This window comes from Leptospira johnsonii (assembly GCF_003112675.1).
GTDB lineage: Bacteria > Spirochaetota > Leptospiria > Leptospirales > Leptospiraceae > Leptospira_B > Leptospira_B johnsonii.
Map to the genome: position 1 here is coordinate 235732 of NZ_BFAY01000006.1, position 21718 is coordinate 257449.

A 21718-nucleotide genomic window follows, 5' to 3' on the forward strand; every position below is an offset into this window, starting at 1 on the left:
TTTAGGTATCTATTCTAAAATAGGCTTTTTTGACCATTTTCTGGATATCGTATCTCTGGCTTGGATCTTCTCCTAGGCAAAAAAACATAATCCCATACATTACGTTTTCTTTAAATAATGTAATATGCAGAATGTGAAGATTGCTTCCCTTGTCCTTATAATGTATTCTGAAAGCAGGACGATTTGCTACTTCCAATTCTCCAAATTCCAGTATCCTTCCATTCCCTTTTTTGATGGATTCTATGATCCCTATTTGGAATTCCCGATTGAAGGCACCTTGGTCCACAGGTTCTATTAATTCTTTTCGAGTGATCAGAACGCTTGCAGACTCATTATAATCTTTTGCTGCAAAAATACCTCCTGCAAACGGTTCCATAGGAAACCAATCGAAAGGAATAGTCAGGTTAAGAGGAGAATTCGGTTCCTTCTTCTTTTCCGAAGAGAGGGATGTGAATGTAAAAAATATGAGAAGTACAAAAAGGACCCGATTCATGGAATTCCTAGATCTCCAGGTTCTCCCTGCCAATACAATCGGAGAGAATCGAAACTATAGATCCCGGTATTATGATAATCTCCCCAGACCAAATTGATCGCGTATCTTCCCACCTTGGAAAAAGACAATAATTTGGCCTCTTTGATCCCGCTAGTCGTCGCTCCTACTTTTCCCCCATGACCGCCCTTACATACTACGCAAGGGCATCTTTTTCTGAGTTCCAAAAGAGAGAATTCGGAGACCACTCCGTCCTTCCATTCTATTTTTAGAATATTCTCGTCGAATTCTATGGTTTCGGGCGTAGTCGCTTTTAAACTAAGGCTCATATTATCTCGGAAGTTTTAATACCTGTTTTCTGAAAGTTCCGATCGTGGTTCCGTAAGTTACCTTTTCGTTGAGTGGAAGGTCAGCAAAATCGAAAGTATCTCTTTCTAAGATCAGGATGACTGTGGATCCCATTTCGAATCTTCCGAGTTCCGCACCTTTATCGATCATGATGGAAACGTCTTTGTAATCTTCTTCCTTAGTGGTCCTGATCAAAGTATTTGTGATAATCTTTTTATCATAAGTCACACGGATACGACCTACGTTGGAAGCTCCAACTTTGATTACCGCTACCAATCCGTATTCGGTTTGCAGGAATGTGATCAATCTTTCGTTTTTAGGGAAAAGCCCTCTGATCCCAAAAACCGCCAATTCATTCACTGGGAAAAGTTTCCCAGGTTCATAATAATATCCTAATATTCTACCGTATGCAGGAGAATGTATCCTATGATAATCCTGAGGAGAAAGATAGAATGTGATATATTTTCCGTTCTGGAATTTGGAGAGATACTTATCCCCTCCTATCAATTCCTTCAGGTTATAATCCACACCCTTTGCTTGTAAGATCACCTGATCGTTGATATCTCCGAAACCTGTGATCTTTGCATCCACTGGAGAAACAAGCGCATTCTCCGCAGAGTCGGTAATCCTTGCTCCGGCTTTTAATGCCCTAGTGAAAAACTGGTTTAAAGAATTGTATTCTTGTATTTCGAGTTCTGCCTCGTTCAAATTGATCTTATAAGCTTTTGCAAACGCCTTTAAGATAGGGATCATGATAAACCTTGGCAATCTTAAAGAGGCCAAGATCCCGAATAGCAAAGAAACTAGGTTTTTAGGTAAGATGGAAAGAAGAAGGAGATAGAAGTCCTTAAATATCTCGTAATGCGCCCCGCCTTCCAGGAATTTTCGTAGTTCCGCTTGGGCCACCTTCGCCAAAAGAACCAAACTAATGAGTACAGGAACTGCGGTAATAAGAGCGAGTCCATAACCGATGCCGAATACTTGTAATAAGAATTCTTCTCCGAATTGAACATATGCATATGCAGAACCTAGCAAAGAGGCTACGAATAAGATCCTATATACATTTGCAAATTTTTCTCCGAAGATATATCTAGCGTTTTGTTCGCCCGTATAGAACCATCCGGCGATCGCAATTATGGAAAATATTAAGAAGGATGCAAATAAAGCCAGTCTTGCGGAATCCGTAGGACCGTTTACTAATACGAATAAGAAATTTTTAACCGATTCGAGATCCTTTACTCCAAAGGAGAATAACGCGTAGATTACCAAAGTAGCTACTACAAAACCTTCGAAGAATGTAGCGAGCATACTTACGATCCCTTGTTTTGCAGCGGAATCAGTCCGAACCACTCCTGCAACTCCCGCACTTTTTCCGATCCCGGTTTCAGTGGATAAGAAGAACATTCCTGTTCCCGTGCTGAAAATCCTTGCGAGAGAAAATCCTCCTCCAAGTAATAAGGAGAATGGTTGCATCGCTTCCTTAAAGACCGATTCTAAGAAAAAGTAAAAATTCCCTAGATGATCCCTAAACAATAGGATATAACTTAAGAAAAATAGAATGAGACCTATCGGAGCTAGATAAGAAGAAACTTTTCCGATCCTTCTGATCCCGCCTAATACTACGAATACTACTATGATCGAGACCAAAAACGGAACAGTCATCCCTTGTATATCAAGTCCGTTCTTCGCTAAAAAGGAAGCTCCTAAAATAGGCATAGCGCTTCCCATAGAAAGTACAGTCAACAAACAGGCCAAAGAGAAAGCGATTGCAAGCCATCTAGCTCTAAGTGCTTTTTCGATAAAATACATTGGACCTGAAAGATATCTTCCACTTTCTAACTTGATCCTGAATCGGATCGCTAAGGTGGAAGAAACAAAACGAAGAGGCATGATGAGAAAACTGGAAAGCCAAATCCAAACTAGAACTCCTGGACCTGCCAATACCAACGCCAATGCGGAACCAAGTATTGCTCCCGGAAGTAAAGAGGAACCTGTTCCGGCATAGAATGCCTGAGAATGTACCAAACGTCCTCGGGAACCTTTGTAGTCCATGTTCCCGGAAAAAATTTTAATCGCTAAAAATAAAAAACGGATTTGTGGAAACTTTAAACGGAATGTTAGGTATAACCCGATGAAGAGTAAAAAATAAAAATATGGTTTTAAAAGATCCAAATCCAAGAACGGAAATAGTTTAGTTGTTAGCATTCCAATCCATCTTTTCCTTAAAAATAAAGGCTTTTAGAATTATTGGCCCAGAATTTCCTACTCGTATGCCGGGCTCCTACACAGTTTTTACGCATCCAGTCCCAAAACCACTCCTTTTTAAACAGCGGTCAGGGCCCAAAACGGGAAGAGCAAGTTTCTATTCTATCATCCTTACCGGAATTCTGTTCGGAATGATCTCCTTGGGAGCGGAAGAAAATACCACAACCACGCCTAAACTAAAGGAATTGCCTGAAAAGAGGACTGCAGAAGCCCCAGATACCTGGGAATTCGGAGCCAGACTCGGTTTTGGAATGAGAGGACCGAACAGATTCGATCAGAATTTAAACGGTTTTAGCTCCAACTTGAATCCTCTTGTGGCCAGCCAAACCAAACAAGAAAATACAAGAGGAAGTTTCCAAGGAGAATTTTTAGCAAGGACCAGACTGAGTGAAGATTTCAAGATCGGGTTAATAGGCGGATATAGATACTACGATCCATTCCATCTCACGAATCTTACCTCAGAACCTTTTTATACTCAGCTGAATTTCCAAATGGAAAGTTTTTATGTTTTAGGAATGGTCTGGCAAGAAGGACGGCTGAACAGATACTTCCGCTGGGAAACAGGACTTGGGCTTGGGATCACAAGAGCATTGTGGGTAACAAATGGTTATGCCACGGAAGGAAAATCTTACTACCAACAAGAAGGAAATTTGAAAGGAAGCGGGTTGGAATTCAGACTAGAAGGTTCTCTAATCCATCCGATTAACGACAGAGTTAGTTTAAGTTTCGGAACTTATTTGTCCTGGATCAATATCACTTCTTTCGACGGTTCCTTTAACGGGGACACTGCATCTTTTTATGTAAGACAAGATGGAAGAGTCTCTCCATTAACTGAATCCGCCAATCAAGACAATATATTACTTTCTAATCAATATTCGCGAAAATTAGACATGCAGTCCGCATATGGCGGACTGTTTTTCGGCGTGAACTATAAATTATAAAATTATAATGTTTATTTAGCGACCGGAACGATCAGATCTGGATGTTTCGGAGAATTGATATATTTAGACTCTGTCACCTTCTCTTTCATTTTCCTTAATGTTTCGTAAGGAATATCCACTACCACAAAATTCGCAATGGATGTTGGGATACTTCCACCCGGATCGCTGAGTATCTGGTAAGTAACTTCTATCTCATCTCCTACCGGTACAAATTTCCAAAAACCTTTGAGGGTCCCTCTTACGATTCCCTTCTTTTCCGCCACTATATTTGCAACAGGTCGAATTGTATAAGTCACTGCTCCTGTATTTTTGTCCTGGCTGAAAATAGTATGGATCACAAAGTCCCGATCGTTCACCGGCCAAGGTGCCCCGTTCTGGATATAAATATACTTTTCTCTTGTGTTCAAAACTTTCACAGCTTCTGCATGCTTACAATCTTTGAACCAACTTACGTAATTCGGATTGTCTTCCATGAGAGAGATCACAGTGTTTAGATCCGCTTTGAGTTTTGTTTTTCCACGGAATTCTTTGAAATCCGAACCTTCTACAGCTCTGGTATGGACTGTGATCCCGTTTTTCTCCTTCTCCAGATCCCAAGAAAATATTTGCATGGGGATCAATAGAAAAGCGATAAAATAGAAATGTTTCATTAGAATACAACCTCTCGGAGAATGACTTCGAATTGAAGCTATGATCTAACCGGATCTTAGATCAGATCAACCGTAAAATTGGACCGACCTTTTCTGCAGTGGGAAATATTAATCAAAATCTAAGGAGCTGGGTTCTCTTTTGTATTTAAGGGGTTTTTGTAGGTATTTGATAAGAAGGACCTTATTTCCTTTTTCGTTAAATTTTACCACGTCGAAAACTTTTCGGGTCATCATGATCCCACGTCCATGGGTATAACTCTCCTCGTTCAGTTTTTCTCCGTCCAAATTTAAGATCTTCTTAAAATCGAAACCGTCTCCTTCGTCTTCTATCTCGAAACCGATCCTTTTGGAATTTAAAGAATACGCAACCTTTACATTCCTTGCCCCGTAAAAAGCCTCTCTTTGTCTTTTTTGGATGAACTCCATGTAATTTCCGGATTTCATAGCTTCCGTTTTTTCATCAAAGCTGATACCGAGATTCCCATGTTCGATCGCATTGATCAAAACTTCTCTGAGGCAAGTACGGATCGCAGTGATCACTTCCGATCCTGCAAATTGGCTCAGATTAGAAGTGAGTTGCCTACTCAAGATATCCGCATTTCTTAGATAATTGTTCACAGTGAAATGCATACTTTCCGAGACCAAAAAGCGGGAAAGAATATCCTCAGAGATCTCTGAGACCTTACCTAATACCTTTCTTCCCGCCTCGCTCTCAAAGGATTGGAGACGGATCTTTACAGGTTTAGGTTCCATTACATATTTCTGTTTGAACTCCGAATGGAATTCTACGGTCTTTCTGGTCCTTAAATGTTCCTCTAGTTTTTCCTTGGCAAGAAGAAGTACGATAGAACCTTCCTGAGTATCCAGAGTATAGATCAGATCTAAGAAATTTTTACCTTCCACTTCTAGAGGTTTATAACCTGTAAGCCTGGAAAGAGTGCGGTTTGCATCTTTGATATTTCCCTCTTGGTCCAATGTAAGAAGAAGTTCTTCTGCTCCTTCAAACAAATTCCTAAATCTTAGTTCCGATTGTTCGATTGCCTGCTTTGCCTCGTTCAGATCTTCTACCTTGGAAGAAAGATCCTTGGACAGATCGTTCACACGATCGGCTAATGACAAAGCCAAAAGAAGAATATGCATTGCAGTTCCGATCTCCACTCCCCAATACGCCAAAGAGATTGTATGAGGAATGATCCCGGAAAATCTCAGAGTAAATACGAATGCCCCTGTAACGAGTGCAAGCCAGGCGCCTAAAAAGAAAAGTGTAGGCCTTAGATTTCTGGAAAATCCTTGGAAGCCGAGATACAAGATCGCGACCAAAGTGATCGTAGAAAGGAATATATAAAGCGCCAATGCAAAGCCGAACGGAAGAAAATATCCGACAACTGTAAGTATATAAGATAATATTGATATTCCCTTAAGGACCTTATTAGAATTCGAATAATGATTAGGAGCATCGAAGTAGAGTCTGATAAAATCAGCTGTTGTCCCAGAAACCAAAAATGTAAAAGAAGTGATGATATGACTTGCCCAAACCACCGAGTTCGGCCAGAAAAATTGAAACGAATATCCGTGAAGAGACCATTGGGCCAAAACCCCAGAGCCGACATATCCGAAAAATGCTAGGTATGTTTTTTCCTTAGTAGATAAGAACAGAAATAGATTATATAATGCCATGACCAAAAGAGATCCGAAATAGATCCCAAGTAATATTTGCTCATGGCTTATATTGGAAAAAAAGTCCTGAGACTTATATGCGAACACAGCAAAGTTAACCGAACTTTTGGTCTGGATCCTGAGATAAACTGTGTCCTTCTCCCCTGCCTTTAATTCCAAAGGAAAACTGGGAAATCTATATTGGATCGGCCTTTCTTCAAAAGGAATCCTGTCTCCTCCCCGAAAAAAAACCTTGTCCCCTTTGGAGGCAAGATACAATTCTGCCTTGTCCAACTGGCTATAATGGATCTCCAAAATCCAGGAAATGGAATGAGAAGATTTATTTTCTACTGGGATCTTGAACCAATGAGCCAGATCCGAATAACCTAAACTCCCGGAAGAAAGAGGATAAAACTCTTTCTTTTGCATTTTTTCGAATTGAGTATCCCCATCCTCGTCCGCCCAAACCTCTGCGTAAGGCACCAAGGAAATCCCATCATACGGAAGAGAAGAAGGATCGAATGCGAAAATCGGACTACAAATGGAAAAAGATAAAAAAGTGAACGAGAGTTTACAAAAAACTCTCCAAGACAAAAAATTCTGAATGTCTAAAAGTCCTTTCACTCTTTCTAAAAAACCGGAGGGAAAAGTTTGACTTCTGGCGGATCGGCAAGCAAGTCAAAATTCTCCCTTCGGAGACTAAAAGAGGATTTTAGCCTTTTTTGCTTTTAGACGCCGCATCTTTTATGAGTCCTGCGGCAATTTCGTTCCTCTGGATCTGGCTTGTGCCTTCGTAGATTTGTAGGATTTTAGCGTCCCTGTAAAATTTTTCCACAGGATATTCTTTGGTGTATCCGTATCCGCCGAAAATTTGCACCGCGTCGGATGCCACTTGGACCGAAGAATCGGATGCATAACATTTTGCCATCGCGGAAAATTTTGCTGCGTCTTTATGAAAAGTCTCCGCATACACGCCTGCTTTGTAGGTGAGAAGCCTGGAACCTTCTATCTTGATCGCCATGTCGGCAAGCATATGCTGGATCGCCTGGAAAGAAGAGATTGTAGTTCCGAACTGTTCTCTTTCTCTAGAGTATTCGATCGCAGCATCGAATGCACCCTGCATCAAACCTACTGCCCCTGCCGCAACCGCCGGTCTGGAAAGGATCAATGTTTTGAACGCATGCAAGAATCCCATATTCTCTTTTCCACCCAAAAGATTTTCTTCCGGGATCTCACAGTCTTCCATGATGAGCTGTCTTGTTTCGGAACATCTGATCCCCAACTTGTCTTCCTTCTTTCCGAAAGAAAATCCTTTGGTCCCTTTTTCAATAATGAAACAAGAGATCCCTCTTGGGCCTCTGTCCTTGTCGGTTATCGCAAACACTGTATAGATATCAGCTTGGCCGGCGCTACTAATCCATTGTTTGGTACCGTTCAGAACATAACGGTCCCCTTTTTTCACTGCACTGGTCGCCATCGCAGGAACGTCTGAACCTGCTCCTGGTTCCGACAAACCGAATGCAGCTGTCTTTTCACCCGAGGCGAGAAGAGGAAGCCATTTGTCTTTTTGGGCTTTGGTTCCACCTACATCGATTGGCAGAGCTCCTAGTTTTGTAGAAGTGAATGCGGTATTTACTCCCAAACATCCCCAGGAAATTTCCTCTGCGAGTACGATACCTCCCATCATTCCATAACCTAGTCCGCCATGTTCTTCGTCGAACAATGCCTGGTACAATCCTGCTTCTTTAAATTTTTGTAAAATAGCTTTCGGATACTCGTTGTTTTCGTCGTAGTGCATTCTGTTCGGAACGACTTCCTTTCTGACTACGTCCCTGACCAGTTCTCTGAGTTGTATTAATTCCTCTGGTAATTCGAATTGAAGCGGTGAATTCAAGCTTGCCTCCCAATGATATTCTTTTTCAAATTCGGATATTGATTCCTAGGCAATCTTTAGAATAAGGGACTGAATGATCAAGCGAAGCTTTTCGCTCCGCTTGCAAGAATGGATGGATGGTTTGTTATACGAACTAAAAAGAAAGATCTAAATGATTATTTTAGATTCCAGGCCAGAACGCCCAATAATACAAACTTCAGCACCTCCCATTTTTCCATCTTAGGTCTTCCGTTCCATACAAGACCTAAACTTAAGAACGCAAAGAAGAACCAAACTCCAAAGCCTGAATACATGGCCAGAGATATCTTTCCTAGTTTCAAAAGTTTTAATAGATAAACGGAAAGTCCGGCAAGAACTAGAAACTGCAAGATCCCATAGACCTTTTTGGAAGTTGAAATTGTCGGATCGAATTTAACGTAAGTGGATCTGTTGATTTCTGGGACCTTCTTCTCTCCTCCCAATGAATCAGGTCTCCAGTCCGGTTTTTTGATAAGAAGAAGAAGTTTATCTTTCCAACTGGGAGTGGCCTTTACTAAATTCCAAAGGGAAATATACACATGTAAATTTGCCCAAATAGGATTGAATGTAGGAAGAGGTTCCGTCAGTCCATAGATCGGCTCCTTCTTCTCCTCCGCATATGTTCCAAACCAGCGATCCCAGAGAATCAATATGCCACCGTGATTCTTATCCAAGTATTCAGGATCTCTTCCGTGATGGACCCTATGATGAGAAGGAGTCAAAAGGACTTTTTCCATCCAACCCAATTTTCCGATCAATCGAGTGTGAACCCAAAATTGATAGATCTTCAAGATCCCATGGCAGATAAAGAACATCCACCAAGGAATTCCAAGAAGAGCCAAAGGAAGATTGAAAGCATATTCAAAAATCCTTTGGAACATGGATTGGCGAAGTGCCACAGTTAGATTAAATTCTTCGCTGGAATGATGGGTCACATGACATGCCCAGAGAAGATGGATCTCATGAGTTGCGCGATGAAACCAATAATAAATAAAATCCACAGCGATCAGAACGAATGTCCATGCAAGAAAAGACTCTAAATTGAATTCCCAACCGTTAGAGGTTTTCGACAAAGGAGAAGAAGATGGAAATTCCCCAAAATGAAAAAGACTTTGGACGGAATAATATATTCTAATTTTATCATACAGGAGAATGGCGCCCAATGTAATGACCACTCCAGTAAAGGAATACAGTATCCCAGTCGCCAAATCGGAAACGGAATCATTCCATCTATAAACTGACCTTCTTCTTCCCCATAAAAATTCCAACAAAGCTAGTCCGAGGAAAAAAGGAACTGCCTTGTCTAAAATCGTTTCTTGCATATCGCAAACACTCAACTGCCTAGTTTACTGTATTTAAAAATTTTGCCAATTTACGGACCAAAAACCTAGGAGTGATCCGGATCGATTGTGCCATTACCTTGTTTGCCATTCCTGAGATCACTACAACCTTTCCTGCTTTTACTCCTTGGTATCCTACCTTTGCCACATAAGCCGGGTCCGCTTTAGGAACAAGACTGCTATTTAAGATCGCAGACTTATCCATTTCCGCTCTTTTAAAAAATTCGGTTTTAGTAGGCCCGGGACAAAGACAGGTTACGTTCACTCCGTCTTTACGAACTTCTTCCGCAAGACCTTCCGAGAAGAATAGAACGTACGCCTTGGAAGCATAATAATTCGTCATCATTGGACCTGGCTGGAAAGCTGCAGTAGAAGCCACGTTCAGAATTTTTCCTGTATGTCTTTCTCTCATATCTTTTAGAAAAAGATGAGTTAATTCCACAAGAGAAGTCACATTGACTTGGATCAGATCCAATTCTTCTTTCAGATCTAAAGAATGGAATTTTCCATTTGTTCCAAAGCCTGCGTTATTCACCAGAAGATCCACGATCGCTTTTTTCTTTTTGGCGAAGTCGTAAATTTTTTTAGGAGATTTTGGATCGGATAAATCTGCGGAAAGAACTTCTACATTTGCCCCCAAACTTTCCATTTCCTTTTTTACAGAGTTCAAGGTTTTGAGATTTCTCGCTACAAGAATGAGATCGTAACCATCTTTTGCGGCCAATTTGGAAATTTCATAACCGATGCCTACGCTTGCTCCGGTAATTAATGCTGTTTTTTTCATGATCTATAAGATTCCTTTTCGAAAGAGTAAAAGCGCTTTTTATCGCAGCCAATTTTAGATTTAGATTTCCTTTCAGGAAAGTAGAAATTAAAAATCCGCGGCAGTTCCCATTCTTTCTGATCAAACCTATGAAAAAGACTTTACCATACTACTTGTATTTGAATGATCCTAGGCTCTTATGATAAAACTATACGGTTATCCGATCAGCAATTATACGAATAAGGTCAAATTGGCACTTTTAGAAAAAGGTTTGGAGTTCGAAGAAATTCGTACACCCTTCTCCCAAGAAGAGGAGTTTTTAGAAAAAAGCCCAATGGGAAAAATTCCTTACCTTGAAGTGGATGGAAAATATCTGGTAGAATCCCAGGCAATTATAGAATTTTTAGAAGATGCTTATCCGAATAGCAAACGTTTGATCCCAGCAGATCCATTCGAAGCGGCTCAAGTTAGAACGATTATTTCCTTTATCGAAAATTATATCGATATTCCAGCCCGCAGATTGTACGAATCGATTGTAGAAGGTAAAACAATCTCTCCTGAAACTGTAGAACTAACAAAACTCGCGATCCAAAAAGGAGCGAGAGCACTTTCGAGAGTGGCAAAATTTTCTCCTTATATTGCAGGCAAAGAATTTACAGCTGCCGACTGCTCCGCGTTTGCCACCTTTCAGATCATAAACGATCATATCGCGGATTGGATCTCTCCAAATCCACTCTTCGAAATTCCAGGATTACAAGCATATCTGGATATGATGATGCAGAATCCAAACGCCGCAAAAGTGGACAAACCAAAGTCAGTCGTAATGAAAGCTTTAAAGAGACTCCGAAAATAGATCGGATCTAAAGTTCAGATTTTGTGCGCTGCGTTTTCTCTGAGAAAAATTCGGTTCAAACCTAGTTGCAAAAAATCTGGTTGACTGGCTCGGTTCACAAATTAACCTGCTGGTGTCTTTATGGAAGCAGAGAAAGTCATTTCGGTCCCTATCAAAGAACTTCCTCACTTAAAAGTGATCCTAGCCGGATGGTATAATTTTTTAAAGGATAGTTACGATCAGAAAACGATAGACGCAAACGCCTTTAAAGACTCTTTAAAGACGAATGTGGTCTACAATATTGATTCCGACCAGATAGAATTACTACTTTCAGGCACGGAACAGTTGCTTCAAAGCTTCCGCAAAAAACTTTCTTAAAGCCGCTCAAGCTACTAAATCATAGAGTTTTAATAGAGCGTCCGGTTCAGGATCTCGTCCCAGAAAACGTTTGAATAGGATCATCGCGTTTTCGGAGCCTCCTTTTTCCAAGATCTCAGTTCTGTATTTTGCCGCCAGATCCTCGTCAAAAATCCCCTTGGACCTGAACGCAAAAAAGGCGTCCGCTGCCAGAAGTTCCGCCCATTTATAACTATAATAACCTGCCGCATATCCTCCTGAGAAAATATGCCCAAATCCGTTCTGGAACTTGTTATATTCAGGAGGAAAAAGAACGCTTATATCTTTTCGAACTAAATCCAGAATATTCTGCACTTCTTCTTCCGAATACTTTTGGAGATGGATCCTTATATCAAAAATTCCGAATTCTAGCTGACGGACAACTCCCATCGCAGCCAAAAAGTTCTTAGTATCTTTTAATTTTTGCGCCAATTCTTTTGGGATAGGTTTTCCTGTTTCATAATGAAATGCGAAGAAGTTTAACACTTCCGGCTCATATGCAAAATTTTCCAAAAACTGAGAAGGAAATTCCACTGCATCCCATTCTACACCATTGATCCCGCTGACAGGAGGCTCTTCTATTTTTGCACAAAGATGATGGAGAGCATGTCCCATCTCATGGAAAAATGTGACAACATCCGAATGATTTAAAAGAGAAGGAGCTGAATCCTTAGAAGGAGGAAAATTACAAACCACGAATGCAGAAGGTAGGATCATCCTATTTGGAAGCCTATTACGGGTTTCCCAATGGTTCATCCAGGCCCCGCCCTGTTTGTCCTTTCTTGCCTCCAGATCCAAATATAACCTTGCGATAATTTCGGAGCCGTTTCTGACGTGATAGACTTCCGTTTTAGGATCCCAAATCGGAGCGTTCGTCTTCTCAAATTTTAATCCTAAAAGTTTTTCCAAAAAGGAGAAGGTCCCTTTTACAACTGTACTCTTTTCGAAGTAAGGACGGGTCTCTTCTTCGTCAAAATCGTAATTTTTCTTCTTTAACTTCTCGGAAACATAAGCGCTATCAAATGCTTGGAAATCTGGAATGTGAATGGATGAAGCGAATTTTTTGAGTTCTGAAATTTCCTTCTCCGCTATTGGCCTAGCTAGTTTACCGATTCTTTGTAGGAAGTCCAGCACCTGTTCCGGAGAATCCGCAACCTTAGTTGCCAGAGAAGCTTCTGCGTAATTTTTATATCCGAGTAAGTTAGCGGACTCGTCTCTTAAAGCCAGTATCTCTTCTAAAATTTTACCGTTGCCGGGGGCACGAGTTACATAGGCCTTGTACAATTCTTCTCTTTTGGAACGATTGCTTCCATAAGTCATATAACAATTATAACTCGGGAACTGAAGAGTGAAGGAGTAAGTCCCATCCTCATTTCTGTATAATGCCTTGTCGGACTCTGGAATCTCTTTTACATCTTCTTCAGATTCGATTTTCATTTCGAAAGAATTTGTGGAATCCAAAAGATTTTGAGAAAATTGGTTAGAAAGGTCTGACAACCTAAGTTGTATTTCTTGCAGACGATTTTTTTTATCTTCCGGAAGCCCTACTCCGCCCAATTTGAATTGAAGGATTGCATCTTCCAGAACCTTGTTCTTTGGTCTGTCTAGTGAAGACTTTTCTTTCTCATAAATTTGAGAGTATAATTTGAATAATTCTTCGTTCTGTCCTAACTCAGTATAAAATTCGGTAATCTCAGGTAGGATCTCAGTATAATGTTCTTTTGTTTCTTCGCTGTTCTTAACACTATTTAGGTGAGAAAGTACCGTAAATTCTTCCTGCAATTCCTCAATGGAATCGTTTAGAGGTCGTATTACGGACTCGTAATTTACATCCTTCTTTCGGATTATATCTTCCAAAACCTTTTTAGAGTTTTGTATTTTCTCTCGCACCTTCTCCTTTTGGTAAGAAAGTGCGATTTGGGGAAATTCTCTGAATAGAACTGCTGGACTCATCGATTCCAGACTTTCTCCTCCCGAATGGAAAAGCATCAATTTTCCATCTTGACAAGATTGAAAAACTGATTCGAATTCCTCCATTCCGACCCTTTCTTATGAGATCTTATCTTCTGATTCCTATATTCTTTTTGTATTTGGGCTGCACAAGTCCACCTTTGCCTGTATTCCAAACTACCGAAGGGATCTGTCCTAAGTCGGATCTTTTCGTTTTATCCCAGCCTGAGATAGATGTGCAAACTGGGAATGACCTGGTCGGGATCTATTGTAAGGCGAATATCACGCCGATTGGATTCGAATGGGAAATTAGTTTAGTGTTTCAAGATGAGATCCATCCAAACGCATTGAAGGATTTTTTCTATAGGATATACAGAAGAGTCCGTTACGGTAGGACCTACGACATTGAATCCTTTTTGGTCCGATTAGAACCGGATGGTAAAACTTTTCAACTAGATCTAAAGAATGTTTACTCAGGAGATCAGATCTTCCAAGAGGACCCGGTTGTTCATAAGGATAGGATACTTTCTTCTTCTATTTTGGAAAATAGAAGTTCAATGCCTATTCTTTATGTGAATACCTGGAATCATATGTTTGGGGAGAAGGACAATAACCCGGAGCTTTCCAAGCAAGAGATCCAAATTTCCGAGTTTCGCTTCGGATCCAGAAGCCAACTGGACGGGTATTTCGGGACTTACTGAAGCCGAAAAAGCCTTTTCCGAGCAGAGGATCTCAAAATCCTGGAAGAAACTAAAAACGAAGCAGGAGTTCTCACAATGGCTAAAATCCCTACTTCCCCCTTTGCGGAACTAGGCCCCAAAACTCCGGTGGAAACCGGAACCGTAAAACGGGGTATTTACGGTAGATATCTAGAAGAATTTACCGAAGGAGCAATTTTCGAACATCCGAGAGAACTGACCATCGATCGTTCTTTTGCTCAAGAGTTTGCTACTACTTTTATGGAAGCGAACCCTCTTTATCTTTCCGCTCCTTACGCGCAAGCTCATGGATTCAAAGATCTATTAGTTTCTCCTTTGATGGTGTTCAACGTGGCGCTTTCTCTCGGAGTTCAAAACGATTCCGAAAAAGCGTTAGCGAATCTTGGATACTATGACGTTCAATTCCTGAAACCTGTGTATCCTGGAGATACCCTTTCCGCTAAAACCAAAATTATCAAAATAGATGATAAGGGTGCGGACAAACCTGGAATCGTTCATGTTCGTACGATCTGTTTGAACCAAAACAGGGAACTAGTACTTCAATACGAAAGAAAGATCATGATCTATCATTCTAACGGAAAGCCGAAAGGAACTCCGAAACCTGTGATCAAAGAAGCTTTCTTCCCGGAAACTGATAGCCCTGTTATCGAACTTCCTGAGCTAAAATTTCCCAAAGGTTTCGAAACCGCTACTTGGTCAGATACTTATTTCGAAAATTTCGCGGCAGGTCAGATCTATATCCACCAAAACGGCAGAACGATCACTGACGAACATTTCCCTTGGACCTATAGAGTAGGTAACACTCACCCACTTCATTACGATAAATTGTATTCTTCCGGAATTTCCGGCCCAATGGGTGGAGAACCTGTCGTTTACGGAGGACTCGTATTCGCATGGTTATGTGGACTTTCTTCTAGAGATGTGACTGAGAATGTTCTTTGGGATCTTGGATTTACCGAAGGATATCATACTCAACCTTCTTTCAGTGGGGACACTGTGACTGCGATCACCAGAGTTCTAGCTGTAAAGGACAGAGGGACCGAATTCGGTATTCCTGCGGGAGAAGTTCATCTTCAGTTCATCGGTCTGAAAAACATCAAGGCGAACGACGCCTTCGAAAAATTCGGAGCCGATCTATTCTTAAAAGAGAACGATAAGAAAAAACACGGTAAGGAAAAACTTCCTGAGAAAATTTTCGAGATCGAAAGAAAGATCTTAGTTAAGAAGAAGTAAGAGACTCAGAGGTTAAAAGAGTCGCTAAGATTTTTCCACACAGAGCCACGAAGACACAAAGAGATTTCTTTGGTTTAATAAACTAAGAGACAACTCCGTGGCTCAGTGCCTCTGTGTGAGACTGCCCCTGTGCCTCTTTTATCTCAGTATCTTTACCCCTCTAAGGTCGCGCTCATTGAGCCTTTGGAGGCGGGAAGCAAAGGATCCGGTCCATAATTTAAGATCAGATCTTGGATATGTTCTGCGTGTTCTAATTCACCGGCAAACACTACCGTCTTTTTCTGAGCGTCTACTTCTACAGCATGACCGAAAGCTTGCTCTGGAGTCATCTTACATACGTCCATGAGCATAGTGATCACATATTCGTAAGTATGTTCGTTATCATCCCATAAAACCACTCTCCAGGGTCCTCCGATCTGCACCGGTTCTTCTGTGGTGGTTTCTTCTATCGAGGGTGAGTTAGGCATGACACGAAATCTTAATGCCCGGCAAAATACCGGGCTATTTGGATTGGACTGCTTTTTTTGCTAGTTCCACTATGTTTTTGGATCTAAGACCGAAATAATCCAGAAGCCCGGACCAGGTGCCGGATTTACCGAAACTGTCCTTCATTCCCAGCTTTAGAACACGCACAGGATGTTCTTCGGATAAGAATTCGCTGACTGCAGAACCCAGTCCACCGATCACATTATGCTCTTCGCAGGTAACAACTGCACCGCAAAGTTTAGCATATTTTAATATAGCTTCTTTATCGATAGGCTTAATGGTCGCCATATTCAAAAGAGTGGCTTGGATACCTTCTGCTTCCAGCTCTTTTACAGCGATCATTGCTTCGTTTACCAGAACTCCGTTTGCGATGATAAGAACGTCTTTACCTTCTCTCATCACTTCAGCTTTTCCGATCTCGAATTTATAATTTTCTCTTTCGATCAAAGGAAGATTCGGACGGCCTACTCTTACGTAAACAGGTCCCTTATAATCTGCAATTGCATGAATGATCTGTTTTGTTTCGTTATAATCGGAAGGACAGATCACTACCATTTCAGGAATGGCTCTCATAGTGGCAAAATCTTCGATACATTGGTGAGAAGCCCCGTCCTCACCAACTGTAATTCCACCGTGAGAAGCTACTAATTTCACGTTCAAGAAAGGATAAACTACGCTATTACGCACTACTTCCCAGGCTCTTCCGGATAAAAACATCGCGAAAGAAGAAGCAAATGGAACGTAACCTGAAAGAGCGAGTCCGGCTGCATGCCCCACTAAATTCTGCTCTGCAACCCCTACGTTGAAAAAACGATCCGGAAATGCTTTTGCGAATTTATTGGTTTTAGTAGAACCGGAAAGATCCGCGTCTAGTACTACGATATCGGAACGCCCGGCACCTAATTCGTGCAATGCGTCTCCGTAACCGTCTCTGGTTGCTTTTTGATCTGCGCTAGATGCGGATACTGCTCCCATTAACCTTTCAATGCTCCTGCTTTATCAGTTCTTTCCCAGGTGAATGTTTCTCCACTTCTTCCGAAATGTCCGTAAGCGGCGGTTTCCCTGTATTTTCTTCCCTTATCCAATAACTGTAAGGACTCAGTGATCCCTCTTGGAGTCAGTTTGAAGTTTGCTTTAATTCTTTTAACGATCTCTTCTTCGGAAAGTTTACCTGTTCCAAAAGTGTCCACATGAACCGAAACTGGCTCAGCTACACCGATCGCATAAGCCAACTGCACCTCACATTGGGATGCAAGACCTGCAGCTACCACGTTTTTCGCGATATATCTACCCATGTAAGCAGCGGAACGGTCCACTTTGGAAGGATCTTTTCCGGAGAATGCTCCACCACCATGTCTTCCGAAACCACCGTAAGTATCCACAATGATCTTACGTCCGGTCAGACCTGTATCTCCGTGAGGCCCACCGATAATGAACTGTCCGGTAGGGTTAATAAAATATTTCGTATCTTTCAAGAAATTGGCAGGGATGACCTTCTTGATACATTGCTCAATTACAGATTCTTCGATCTGTTTGTGAGAAACATCAGGAGAGTGTTGAGTGGAAATCACAACGGTGTCCACACGAACCGGTTTACCGTTCTTGTATTCCACGGTTACCTGGGACTTAGCGTCCGGACGAAGCCATTTTAATGTGCCGTTATGTCGAAGACCGGATAAATGCCTTACTAATTCATGGGAATAGTAGATCGGCATAGGCATCAGTTCAGGAGTTTCGTCGATTGCGAAACCGAACATCAAACCTTGGTCTCCAGCTCCTTGCTCCTTAAACAGACCTTCTCCCTCTGTAACACCTTGAGAAATATCAGGACTTTGGGCGTGAATATGGGAAGAAACCACTGCAAACTCAGCATCGAATCCAAGGGAAACATCGTTGTATCCGATATCCTTGATTACGTTTCTTGCGATCTCTACTGCGTCAATTTTTCCCTTGCTGGTAACTTCTCCGGCAACTACTACCAAATTGGTAGTCACTAAAGTCTCGCAGGCTACCCTGGATTTAAGATCCTGAGCTAGATACGCGTCCAGAATTGCATCGGAAATTTGGTCGCAAACCTTGTCCGGATGTCCTTCCGATACGGATTCTGAGGTAAAGATGAAGTCTTGAAGGGACATTCGATTGTAATTCCTGTTAAAATTATTTCTTGGGGAGAATCTTCCCCGCTTAAAACTATAAACTTATGCAAGTCGTCACTGTCAAGTGAATCCGACCCAACCTTTTTCCAATCCTATGGGGTTCGGACAGAAATTTAGTCAAAACTTATGAAATTGGTTTGTAGGATTTATACGGTGAAAAAAGCATTTCTTAGATGAAAATTCGGGTCTCCGATATTAAGGTAAAGAACCGCATTCGTAAAGATTTAGGCGACTTACATGGTCTAAAATCTTCCATACAAAACTTAGGGCTTTTGCATCCGATCATTATCGACCTGGACAATAAATTAGTCTCCGGCGAAAGACGCCTGGAATGTGTGAAACTTCTGGGCTGGGAATACGTAGATGTTCGGATCGTAGATGTACGAAGTAAAAAAGAAAGAGTTTTGATCGAAGCCGAAGAAAACAATGTGCGGCTACCGTTTACCCCGGAAGAACAGGAAAGGGCTCAAAAGCTATTAAGAAGATATTCCCATACAGGGATCCTTGGTAGATTGTTTGCCTGGCTCTTGGATCTTTGGGAATGGTTCTGGTCCTGGCTATTCAAAAACTAAACTAACCCATCCATCATTCCTCATTCAAAATGTTTCCTTCCGTCAGGAGACTTGGAAATTTTTTTACTCTCCAAATGGAACTTGTTATATGATCCGGGCCGGAGGTAAATTACTACTTTGTAAAATTTTTGCACCGCAAAAGAGACCGGGAAAACAAAAAATTATTAATTAGATTTACAAAAAGGAATCTCTTCTCTATCTTGAGCAATCCATACCAAGGAGATCTCTCGAATGAAAAAATCTTCGATCCTTATAATCTCCACCGCTATAATGGTCAGCTTTGCTGCATGTATCGGTGGACTCCCCGGCCTACAAAGTAATTTCTCGGTCGGAGAGCAAGACATTCCAGGAGTAGGAGTTAAGAAGCTTTTCGCGCCTTATTCTGAAACTGTGAACTATTGGGGATACATCAAACCAGGACAAGCCGCTGACGCAGTAGTAAACGGAAAGAAATCATATTTCCTTTATATTTGGGTTCCAGCAGCTATCGTTGAACTAGGCGTTCGCTTAATTTCCCCTACCGGAGAAATCGGTGAGCCATCTAGCGGCGACTTCGTGAGTGAGGCTTTCAAAGCTGCAACTCCTGAAGAAAAAAGCATGCCGAACTGGTTCGATACTTGGATTCGCGTAGAGCGCTTAGCAGCTATTATGCCGAACCAAATCGACGGAGCAGCTAAAGGAAAAGCACTTCAAAATCTTGGCGACAATGATGATGGAGACGATACTTACAATGAAGAGCGTCACAACAAGTACAACTCTTTACTTCGTATCCAAATTCCTAACATTCCAAAGAGCTTGGATGAACTGAAAAACATCGACACTAAAAAACTTTTAGTTCGCGGTTTATACAGAATTACCTTCACTACTTACAAAGTAGGCGAAGTTAAAGGTTCTTTCGTAGCTACTGTTGGAGTTCTTGGCCCTCCAGGTGTTCCAGGTCTTTCTCCGATTCTTCACGCAAACCCAGCTGAATTGCAAAAATTAGCTGTTGATGCAGAAGAAAAATTGAAAGCTGCAGTTGCTGGAGACAAGAAGTAATCCTTCTTTTTTCCCGCTTTGCTTAAAGCCGAAAGCCGTCGGGTCAAACCGGCGGCTTTTTTTATATATAAACACTCCTTTCATTTCTAAAAAAGTGAATATTCTCCACTTTTTCCCTTTCCAGATAAAATTCATAAATTAAGGCTTCCATAAGAAACGCAATCTCGATGAACATATGTTCATTTTAATTCGGAGAATATCCATGCTCGAAAATAATTATTTCTTAGAGAACGAGGACTTAAAACAACATTTCGAATCCTTAATAGATTGGGACGAAATAGTAGAAGCGTTCGAACAAGGTTTTTCCGACAAAAAGGAATATGAAAAGACCGGAAAGGAAGAATTCGCATTAGCTCCGGGAAGTAAAGAAGAAGCCATCGAATTTTACAGATCAGTATTAGAATCCGCCGGCGAGATCGCTGGAAAAGAAGTAGCTCCCTTCGCCCAAAAAATGGATGCAGAAGGTTTAATATACGAAAAAGGTAAAGTTCGTTTTCCTAAAGAAATGATAAACGCTGTCAACCAGGTCAAGGAAGCAGGAATTCTTCCTTATTCCATAGGACGTAAACACGGAGGATTAGGACTCCCTTGTACGGTGCAAGCGATGTTGATGGAAATATTTTCCAGAGCGGACGGATCAGTTGCAATCGCATTAGGATGTATGAATCTTGCAGAGACAATAGAAAGATTCGGCTCCCAAGAAATGGTAGAATCTTACGTACCTAAAATGGCGGCAGGAGAACTCTGTGGAGCTATGGCGCTCACAGAACCGAATTACGGATCCGACCTTCCTAACTTACAAACAAAAGCTATCAAAGGAGAGGATGGGGTCTGGAGAATTACCGGAGCCAAAAGATTTATCACTCATGGTTGCGGCTTCGATGATAAACCTTCTATCATTCTTACATTAGCAAGAACAGGAAGTCCAACGAGCGGAGCAAGAGGACTCTCCTTCTTCTTAGTCAAAAGTGAAGATGTAGAGATCGCAGGTATAGAAAAGAAGATGGGACTTCATTGTTCCCCCACCTGCGAAGTGGTTTATGAAAACACTCCAGGCATATTGATCGGAGAAGAAGGATATGGACTCGTAAAATACTCCATGGCAATGATGAACGGCGCAAGACTGTCCATTGCAGGACAGGCAATGGGGATCGGAGCCGCGGCTTATTACGAAGCCAAAAAATACGCAGACGAAAGAGAACAATTTGGCAAGAAGATCCGAAACATTCCCGCAGTGAAAAAGATGCTGGATTTCATGGACAGAGAGATCCTGGCAATGCGCTCCATTTTGCAGGAAGCTTCTAGATCCATAGACCTCTACCATTGGAAATCCGAAAAAATGAAAGAGAATGGGATCGATGAAAGAGAGATAAAAAAGGACGATAGTTTGAAAAAATGGGAGAAGCTCGCCAATCTATTCACTCCATTATCTAAATATTATATTACAGAACAGGCAAATAAAATCGCATTCGACGCCCTGCAGATCCACGGAGGAGCCGGATACACCTATGACTACGATATTTCGAGGATCTATAGGGATGTAAGGATAACCAATATCTACGAAGGAACCACACAATTACAGGTCGTGGCTGCCATCGGAGGGATTGTCACTGGACTCGGCGCCAAAGGGATCTTAAGACAATATCTAGACGAAGAAATGAGCCTCTTCTCCCCTTCCAGAGAATTATTAGAAAACTACAAAAAACTGGAAGAATCTCATACAATTTATACTTCTTTAGAGAACGGCTCCTCCAAGGACGAGGTAGCATTCGAATTAGTCGAATCCGCAACCAGGGTCATCATTGGGGTCATCTTAGAAAGAGGCTTAAAAAAGATGGATGGGAATTCCAAAAAGGAAAGAGCTGCTTTGGTTCGTTTTTATAATCTAGATAGCTCTGCCTTATTAGAATATAATAAAATTAGGATCCAGAATAAGAAGGAAGTAGCTCTAGTTTAATTTTGCAGAGAGGT

General features: G+C 41.4%; 20 protein-coding genes. 8 read left to right on the forward strand and 12 right to left on the reverse strand.

What is annotated here, in order from left to right:
• Position 1: 1 nt before the first annotated feature.
• Genes LPTSP_RS04735 through asd form a run of 3 tightly spaced genes read right to left on the reverse strand, consistent with a single transcriptional unit; the run spans position 2 to position 3043 of the window.
• Complete coding sequence (locus LPTSP_RS04735; protein ID WP_108927671.1) at positions 2-493, reverse strand: hypothetical protein; 492 nt, start codon at positions 491-493, stop codon at positions 2-4.
• The gene (locus LPTSP_RS04740) at positions 490-819 is read right to left on the reverse strand and encodes a DUF971 domain-containing protein (protein ID WP_108927672.1); all 330 of its coding nucleotides are present in this window, start codon (positions 817-819) and stop codon (positions 490-492) included. Before LPTSP_RS04740 ends, LPTSP_RS04735 begins: the two co-directional genes overlap by 4 nt.
• Before the next feature lies 1 nt (position 820).
• Positions 821-3043: an archaetidylserine decarboxylase gene (gene asd / locus LPTSP_RS04745; RefSeq protein ID WP_108927673.1), complete on the reverse strand. Its 2223-nt coding sequence runs from the start codon at positions 3041-3043 to the stop codon at positions 821-823.
• Between the two features lie 191 nt (positions 3044-3234).
• On the opposite strand from asd, the gene LPTSP_RS04750 reads away from it, so the two are divergent.
• On the forward strand, positions 3235-4044 hold the full coding sequence (locus LPTSP_RS04750; RefSeq protein WP_108927821.1) for an LIC_11366 family protein: 810 nt from the start codon (positions 3235-3237) through the stop codon (positions 4042-4044).
• A gap of 11 nt (positions 4045-4055) precedes the next feature.
• Here the strand turns inward: LPTSP_RS04750 and LPTSP_RS04755 are convergent, their stop codons facing one another.
• The 5 genes from LPTSP_RS04755 to LPTSP_RS04775 all read right to left on the reverse strand — a co-directional run bounded on the left by LPTSP_RS04755 (position 4056) and on the right by LPTSP_RS04775 (position 10386).
• Positions 4056-4694, reverse strand: a complete 639-nt coding sequence (locus LPTSP_RS04755; protein ID WP_108927674.1) for an START domain-containing protein — start codon at positions 4692-4694, stop codon at positions 4056-4058.
• A gap of 108 nt (positions 4695-4802) precedes the next feature.
• The gene (locus LPTSP_RS04760; protein WP_108927675.1) at positions 4803-6974 is read right to left on the reverse strand and encodes a 7TM diverse intracellular signaling domain-containing protein; all 2172 of its coding nucleotides are present in this window, start codon (positions 6972-6974) and stop codon (positions 4803-4805) included.
• An 88-nt stretch (positions 6975-7062) separates the two neighbouring features.
• On the reverse strand, positions 7063-8244 hold the full coding sequence (locus LPTSP_RS04765; protein WP_108927676.1) for an acyl-CoA dehydrogenase family protein: 1182 nt from the start codon (positions 8242-8244) through the stop codon (positions 7063-7065).
• Positions 8245-8399: 155 nt separating this feature from the next.
• Positions 8400-9584, reverse strand: a complete 1185-nt coding sequence (locus LPTSP_RS04770; protein WP_108927677.1) for a sterol desaturase family protein — start codon at positions 9582-9584, stop codon at positions 8400-8402.
• Between the two features lie 19 nt (positions 9585-9603).
• Entirely contained in the window at positions 9604-10386 is a 783-nt protein-coding gene (locus LPTSP_RS04775) for an SDR family NAD(P)-dependent oxidoreductase (RefSeq protein WP_108927678.1), read from the reverse strand.
• A gap of 178 nt (positions 10387-10564) precedes the next feature.
• On the opposite strand from LPTSP_RS04775, the gene LPTSP_RS04780 reads away from it, so the two are divergent.
• Both LPTSP_RS04780 and LPTSP_RS04785 read left to right on the forward strand, forming a co-directional pair.
• Positions 10565-11218, forward strand: coding sequence for a glutathione S-transferase family protein (locus LPTSP_RS04780; RefSeq protein ID WP_108927679.1), 654 nt, complete (start codon positions 10565-10567; stop codon positions 11216-11218).
• A gap of 120 nt (positions 11219-11338) precedes the next feature.
• A complete protein-coding gene (locus LPTSP_RS04785) occupies positions 11339-11575 on the forward strand; it encodes a hypothetical protein (protein ID WP_108927680.1) in 237 nt (78 codons plus the stop codon).
• 6 nt (positions 11576-11581) lie between these two features.
• Here the strand turns inward: LPTSP_RS04785 and LPTSP_RS04790 are convergent, their stop codons facing one another.
• Positions 11582-13582, reverse strand: coding sequence for a M3 family metallopeptidase (locus LPTSP_RS04790; RefSeq protein WP_108927822.1), 2001 nt, complete (start codon positions 13580-13582; stop codon positions 11582-11584).
• A 62-nt stretch (positions 13583-13644) separates the two neighbouring features.
• Here LPTSP_RS04790 and lsa23 point away from each other — a divergent pair, with 62 nt between their 5' ends.
• Both lsa23 and LPTSP_RS04800 read left to right on the forward strand, forming a co-directional pair.
• Positions 13645-14244, forward strand: a complete 600-nt coding sequence (gene lsa23 / locus LPTSP_RS04795) for a surface adhesion protein Lsa23 (RefSeq protein WP_108927681.1) — start codon at positions 13645-13647, stop codon at positions 14242-14244.
• A 75-nt stretch (positions 14245-14319) separates the two neighbouring features.
• Positions 14320-15495: a MaoC family dehydratase gene (locus LPTSP_RS04800; protein WP_108927682.1), complete on the forward strand. Its 1176-nt coding sequence runs from the start codon at positions 14320-14322 to the stop codon at positions 15493-15495.
• 152 nt (positions 15496-15647) lie between these two features.
• Here the strand turns inward: LPTSP_RS04800 and LPTSP_RS04805 are convergent, their stop codons facing one another.
• From LPTSP_RS04805 to metK, 3 genes are read right to left on the reverse strand one after another with little or no spacing between them, the layout of a single operon-like run.
• A complete protein-coding gene (locus LPTSP_RS04805; protein ID WP_108927683.1) occupies positions 15648-15962 on the reverse strand; it encodes an ATP-dependent Clp protease adaptor ClpS in 315 nt (104 codons plus the stop codon).
• Between the two features lie 34 nt (positions 15963-15996).
• Positions 15997-16956: a transketolase family protein gene (locus LPTSP_RS04810; RefSeq protein WP_108927684.1), complete on the reverse strand. Its 960-nt coding sequence runs from the start codon at positions 16954-16956 to the stop codon at positions 15997-15999.
• Positions 16956-18116: a methionine adenosyltransferase gene (gene metK / locus LPTSP_RS04815; protein WP_108927685.1), complete on the reverse strand. Its 1161-nt coding sequence runs from the start codon at positions 18114-18116 to the stop codon at positions 16956-16958. Before metK ends, LPTSP_RS04810 begins: the two co-directional genes overlap by 1 nt.
• Positions 18117-18310: 194 nt before the next feature.
• Here metK and LPTSP_RS04820 point away from each other — a divergent pair, with 194 nt between their 5' ends.
• The 3 genes from LPTSP_RS04820 (at position 18311) to LPTSP_RS04830 (ending at position 21704) form a co-directional block, all read left to right on the forward strand.
• A complete protein-coding gene (locus LPTSP_RS04820; protein WP_086446566.1) occupies positions 18311-18709 on the forward strand; it encodes a ParB N-terminal domain-containing protein in 399 nt (132 codons plus the stop codon).
• Between the two features lie 231 nt (positions 18710-18940).
• Positions 18941-19747 carry a major surface lipoprotein LipL32 gene (gene lipL32, locus LPTSP_RS04825; RefSeq protein ID WP_108927686.1) on the forward strand — a complete coding sequence of 269 codons (807 nt, stop codon included), beginning with the start codon at positions 18941-18943 and terminating at the stop codon, positions 19745-19747.
• A 202-nt stretch (positions 19748-19949) separates the two neighbouring features.
• Positions 19950-21704, forward strand: coding sequence for an acyl-CoA dehydrogenase family protein (locus LPTSP_RS04830; RefSeq protein ID WP_108927687.1), 1755 nt, complete (start codon positions 19950-19952; stop codon positions 21702-21704).
• Positions 21705-21718 lie beyond the last annotated feature (14 nt).

What these genes read in the sequence shown, in the direction of transcription:
- LPTSP_RS04735 (WP_108927671.1), bottom strand. Translation starts at nt 493, where the DNA reads ATGAATCGGGTCCTTTTTGTACTTCTCATATTTTTTACATTCACATCC.
- LPTSP_RS04740 (WP_108927672.1), bottom strand. Translation starts at nt 819, where the DNA reads ATGAGCCTTAGTTTAAAAGCGACTACGCCCGAAACCATAGAATTCGAC.
- asd (WP_108927673.1), bottom strand. Translation starts at nt 3,043, where the DNA reads ATGCTAACAACTAAACTATTTCCGTTCTTGGATTTGGATCTTTTAAAA.
- LPTSP_RS04750 (WP_108927821.1), top strand. Translation starts at nt 3,235, where the DNA reads ATGATCTCCTTGGGAGCGGAAGAAAATACCACAACCACGCCTAAACTA.
- LPTSP_RS04755 (WP_108927674.1), bottom strand. Translation starts at nt 4,694, where the DNA reads ATGAAACATTTCTATTTTATCGCTTTTCTATTGATCCCCATGCAAATA.
- LPTSP_RS04770 (WP_108927677.1), bottom strand. Translation starts at nt 9,584, where the DNA reads ATGCAAGAAACGATTTTAGACAAGGCAGTTCCTTTTTTCCTCGGACTA.
- LPTSP_RS04775 (WP_108927678.1), bottom strand. Translation starts at nt 10,386, where the DNA reads ATGAAAAAAACAGCATTAATTACCGGAGCAAGCGTAGGCATCGGTTAT.
- LPTSP_RS04780 (WP_108927679.1), top strand. Translation starts at nt 10,565, where the DNA reads ATGATAAAACTATACGGTTATCCGATCAGCAATTATACGAATAAGGTC.
- LPTSP_RS04785 (WP_108927680.1), top strand. Translation starts at nt 11,339, where the DNA reads ATGGAAGCAGAGAAAGTCATTTCGGTCCCTATCAAAGAACTTCCTCAC.
- LPTSP_RS04790 (WP_108927822.1), bottom strand. Translation starts at nt 13,582, where the DNA reads ATGCTTTTCCATTCGGGAGGAGAAAGTCTGGAATCGATGAGTCCAGCA.
- lsa23 (WP_108927681.1), top strand. Translation starts at nt 13,645, where the DNA reads ATGAGATCTTATCTTCTGATTCCTATATTCTTTTTGTATTTGGGCTGC.
- LPTSP_RS04800 (WP_108927682.1), top strand. Translation starts at nt 14,320, where the DNA reads ATGGCTAAAATCCCTACTTCCCCCTTTGCGGAACTAGGCCCCAAAACT.
- LPTSP_RS04805 (WP_108927683.1), bottom strand. Translation starts at nt 15,962, where the DNA reads ATGCCTAACTCACCCTCGATAGAAGAAACCACCACAGAAGAACCGGTG.
- LPTSP_RS04810 (WP_108927684.1), bottom strand. Translation starts at nt 16,956, where the DNA reads ATGGGAGCAGTATCCGCATCTAGCGCAGATCAAAAAGCAACCAGAGAC.
- metK (WP_108927685.1), bottom strand. Translation starts at nt 18,116, where the DNA reads ATGTCCCTTCAAGACTTCATCTTTACCTCAGAATCCGTATCGGAAGGA.
- LPTSP_RS04820 (WP_086446566.1), top strand. Translation starts at nt 18,311, where the DNA reads ATGAAAATTCGGGTCTCCGATATTAAGGTAAAGAACCGCATTCGTAAA.
- lipL32 (WP_108927686.1), top strand. Translation starts at nt 18,941, where the DNA reads ATGAAAAAATCTTCGATCCTTATAATCTCCACCGCTATAATGGTCAGC.
- LPTSP_RS04830 (WP_108927687.1), top strand. Translation starts at nt 19,950, where the DNA reads ATGCTCGAAAATAATTATTTCTTAGAGAACGAGGACTTAAAACAACAT.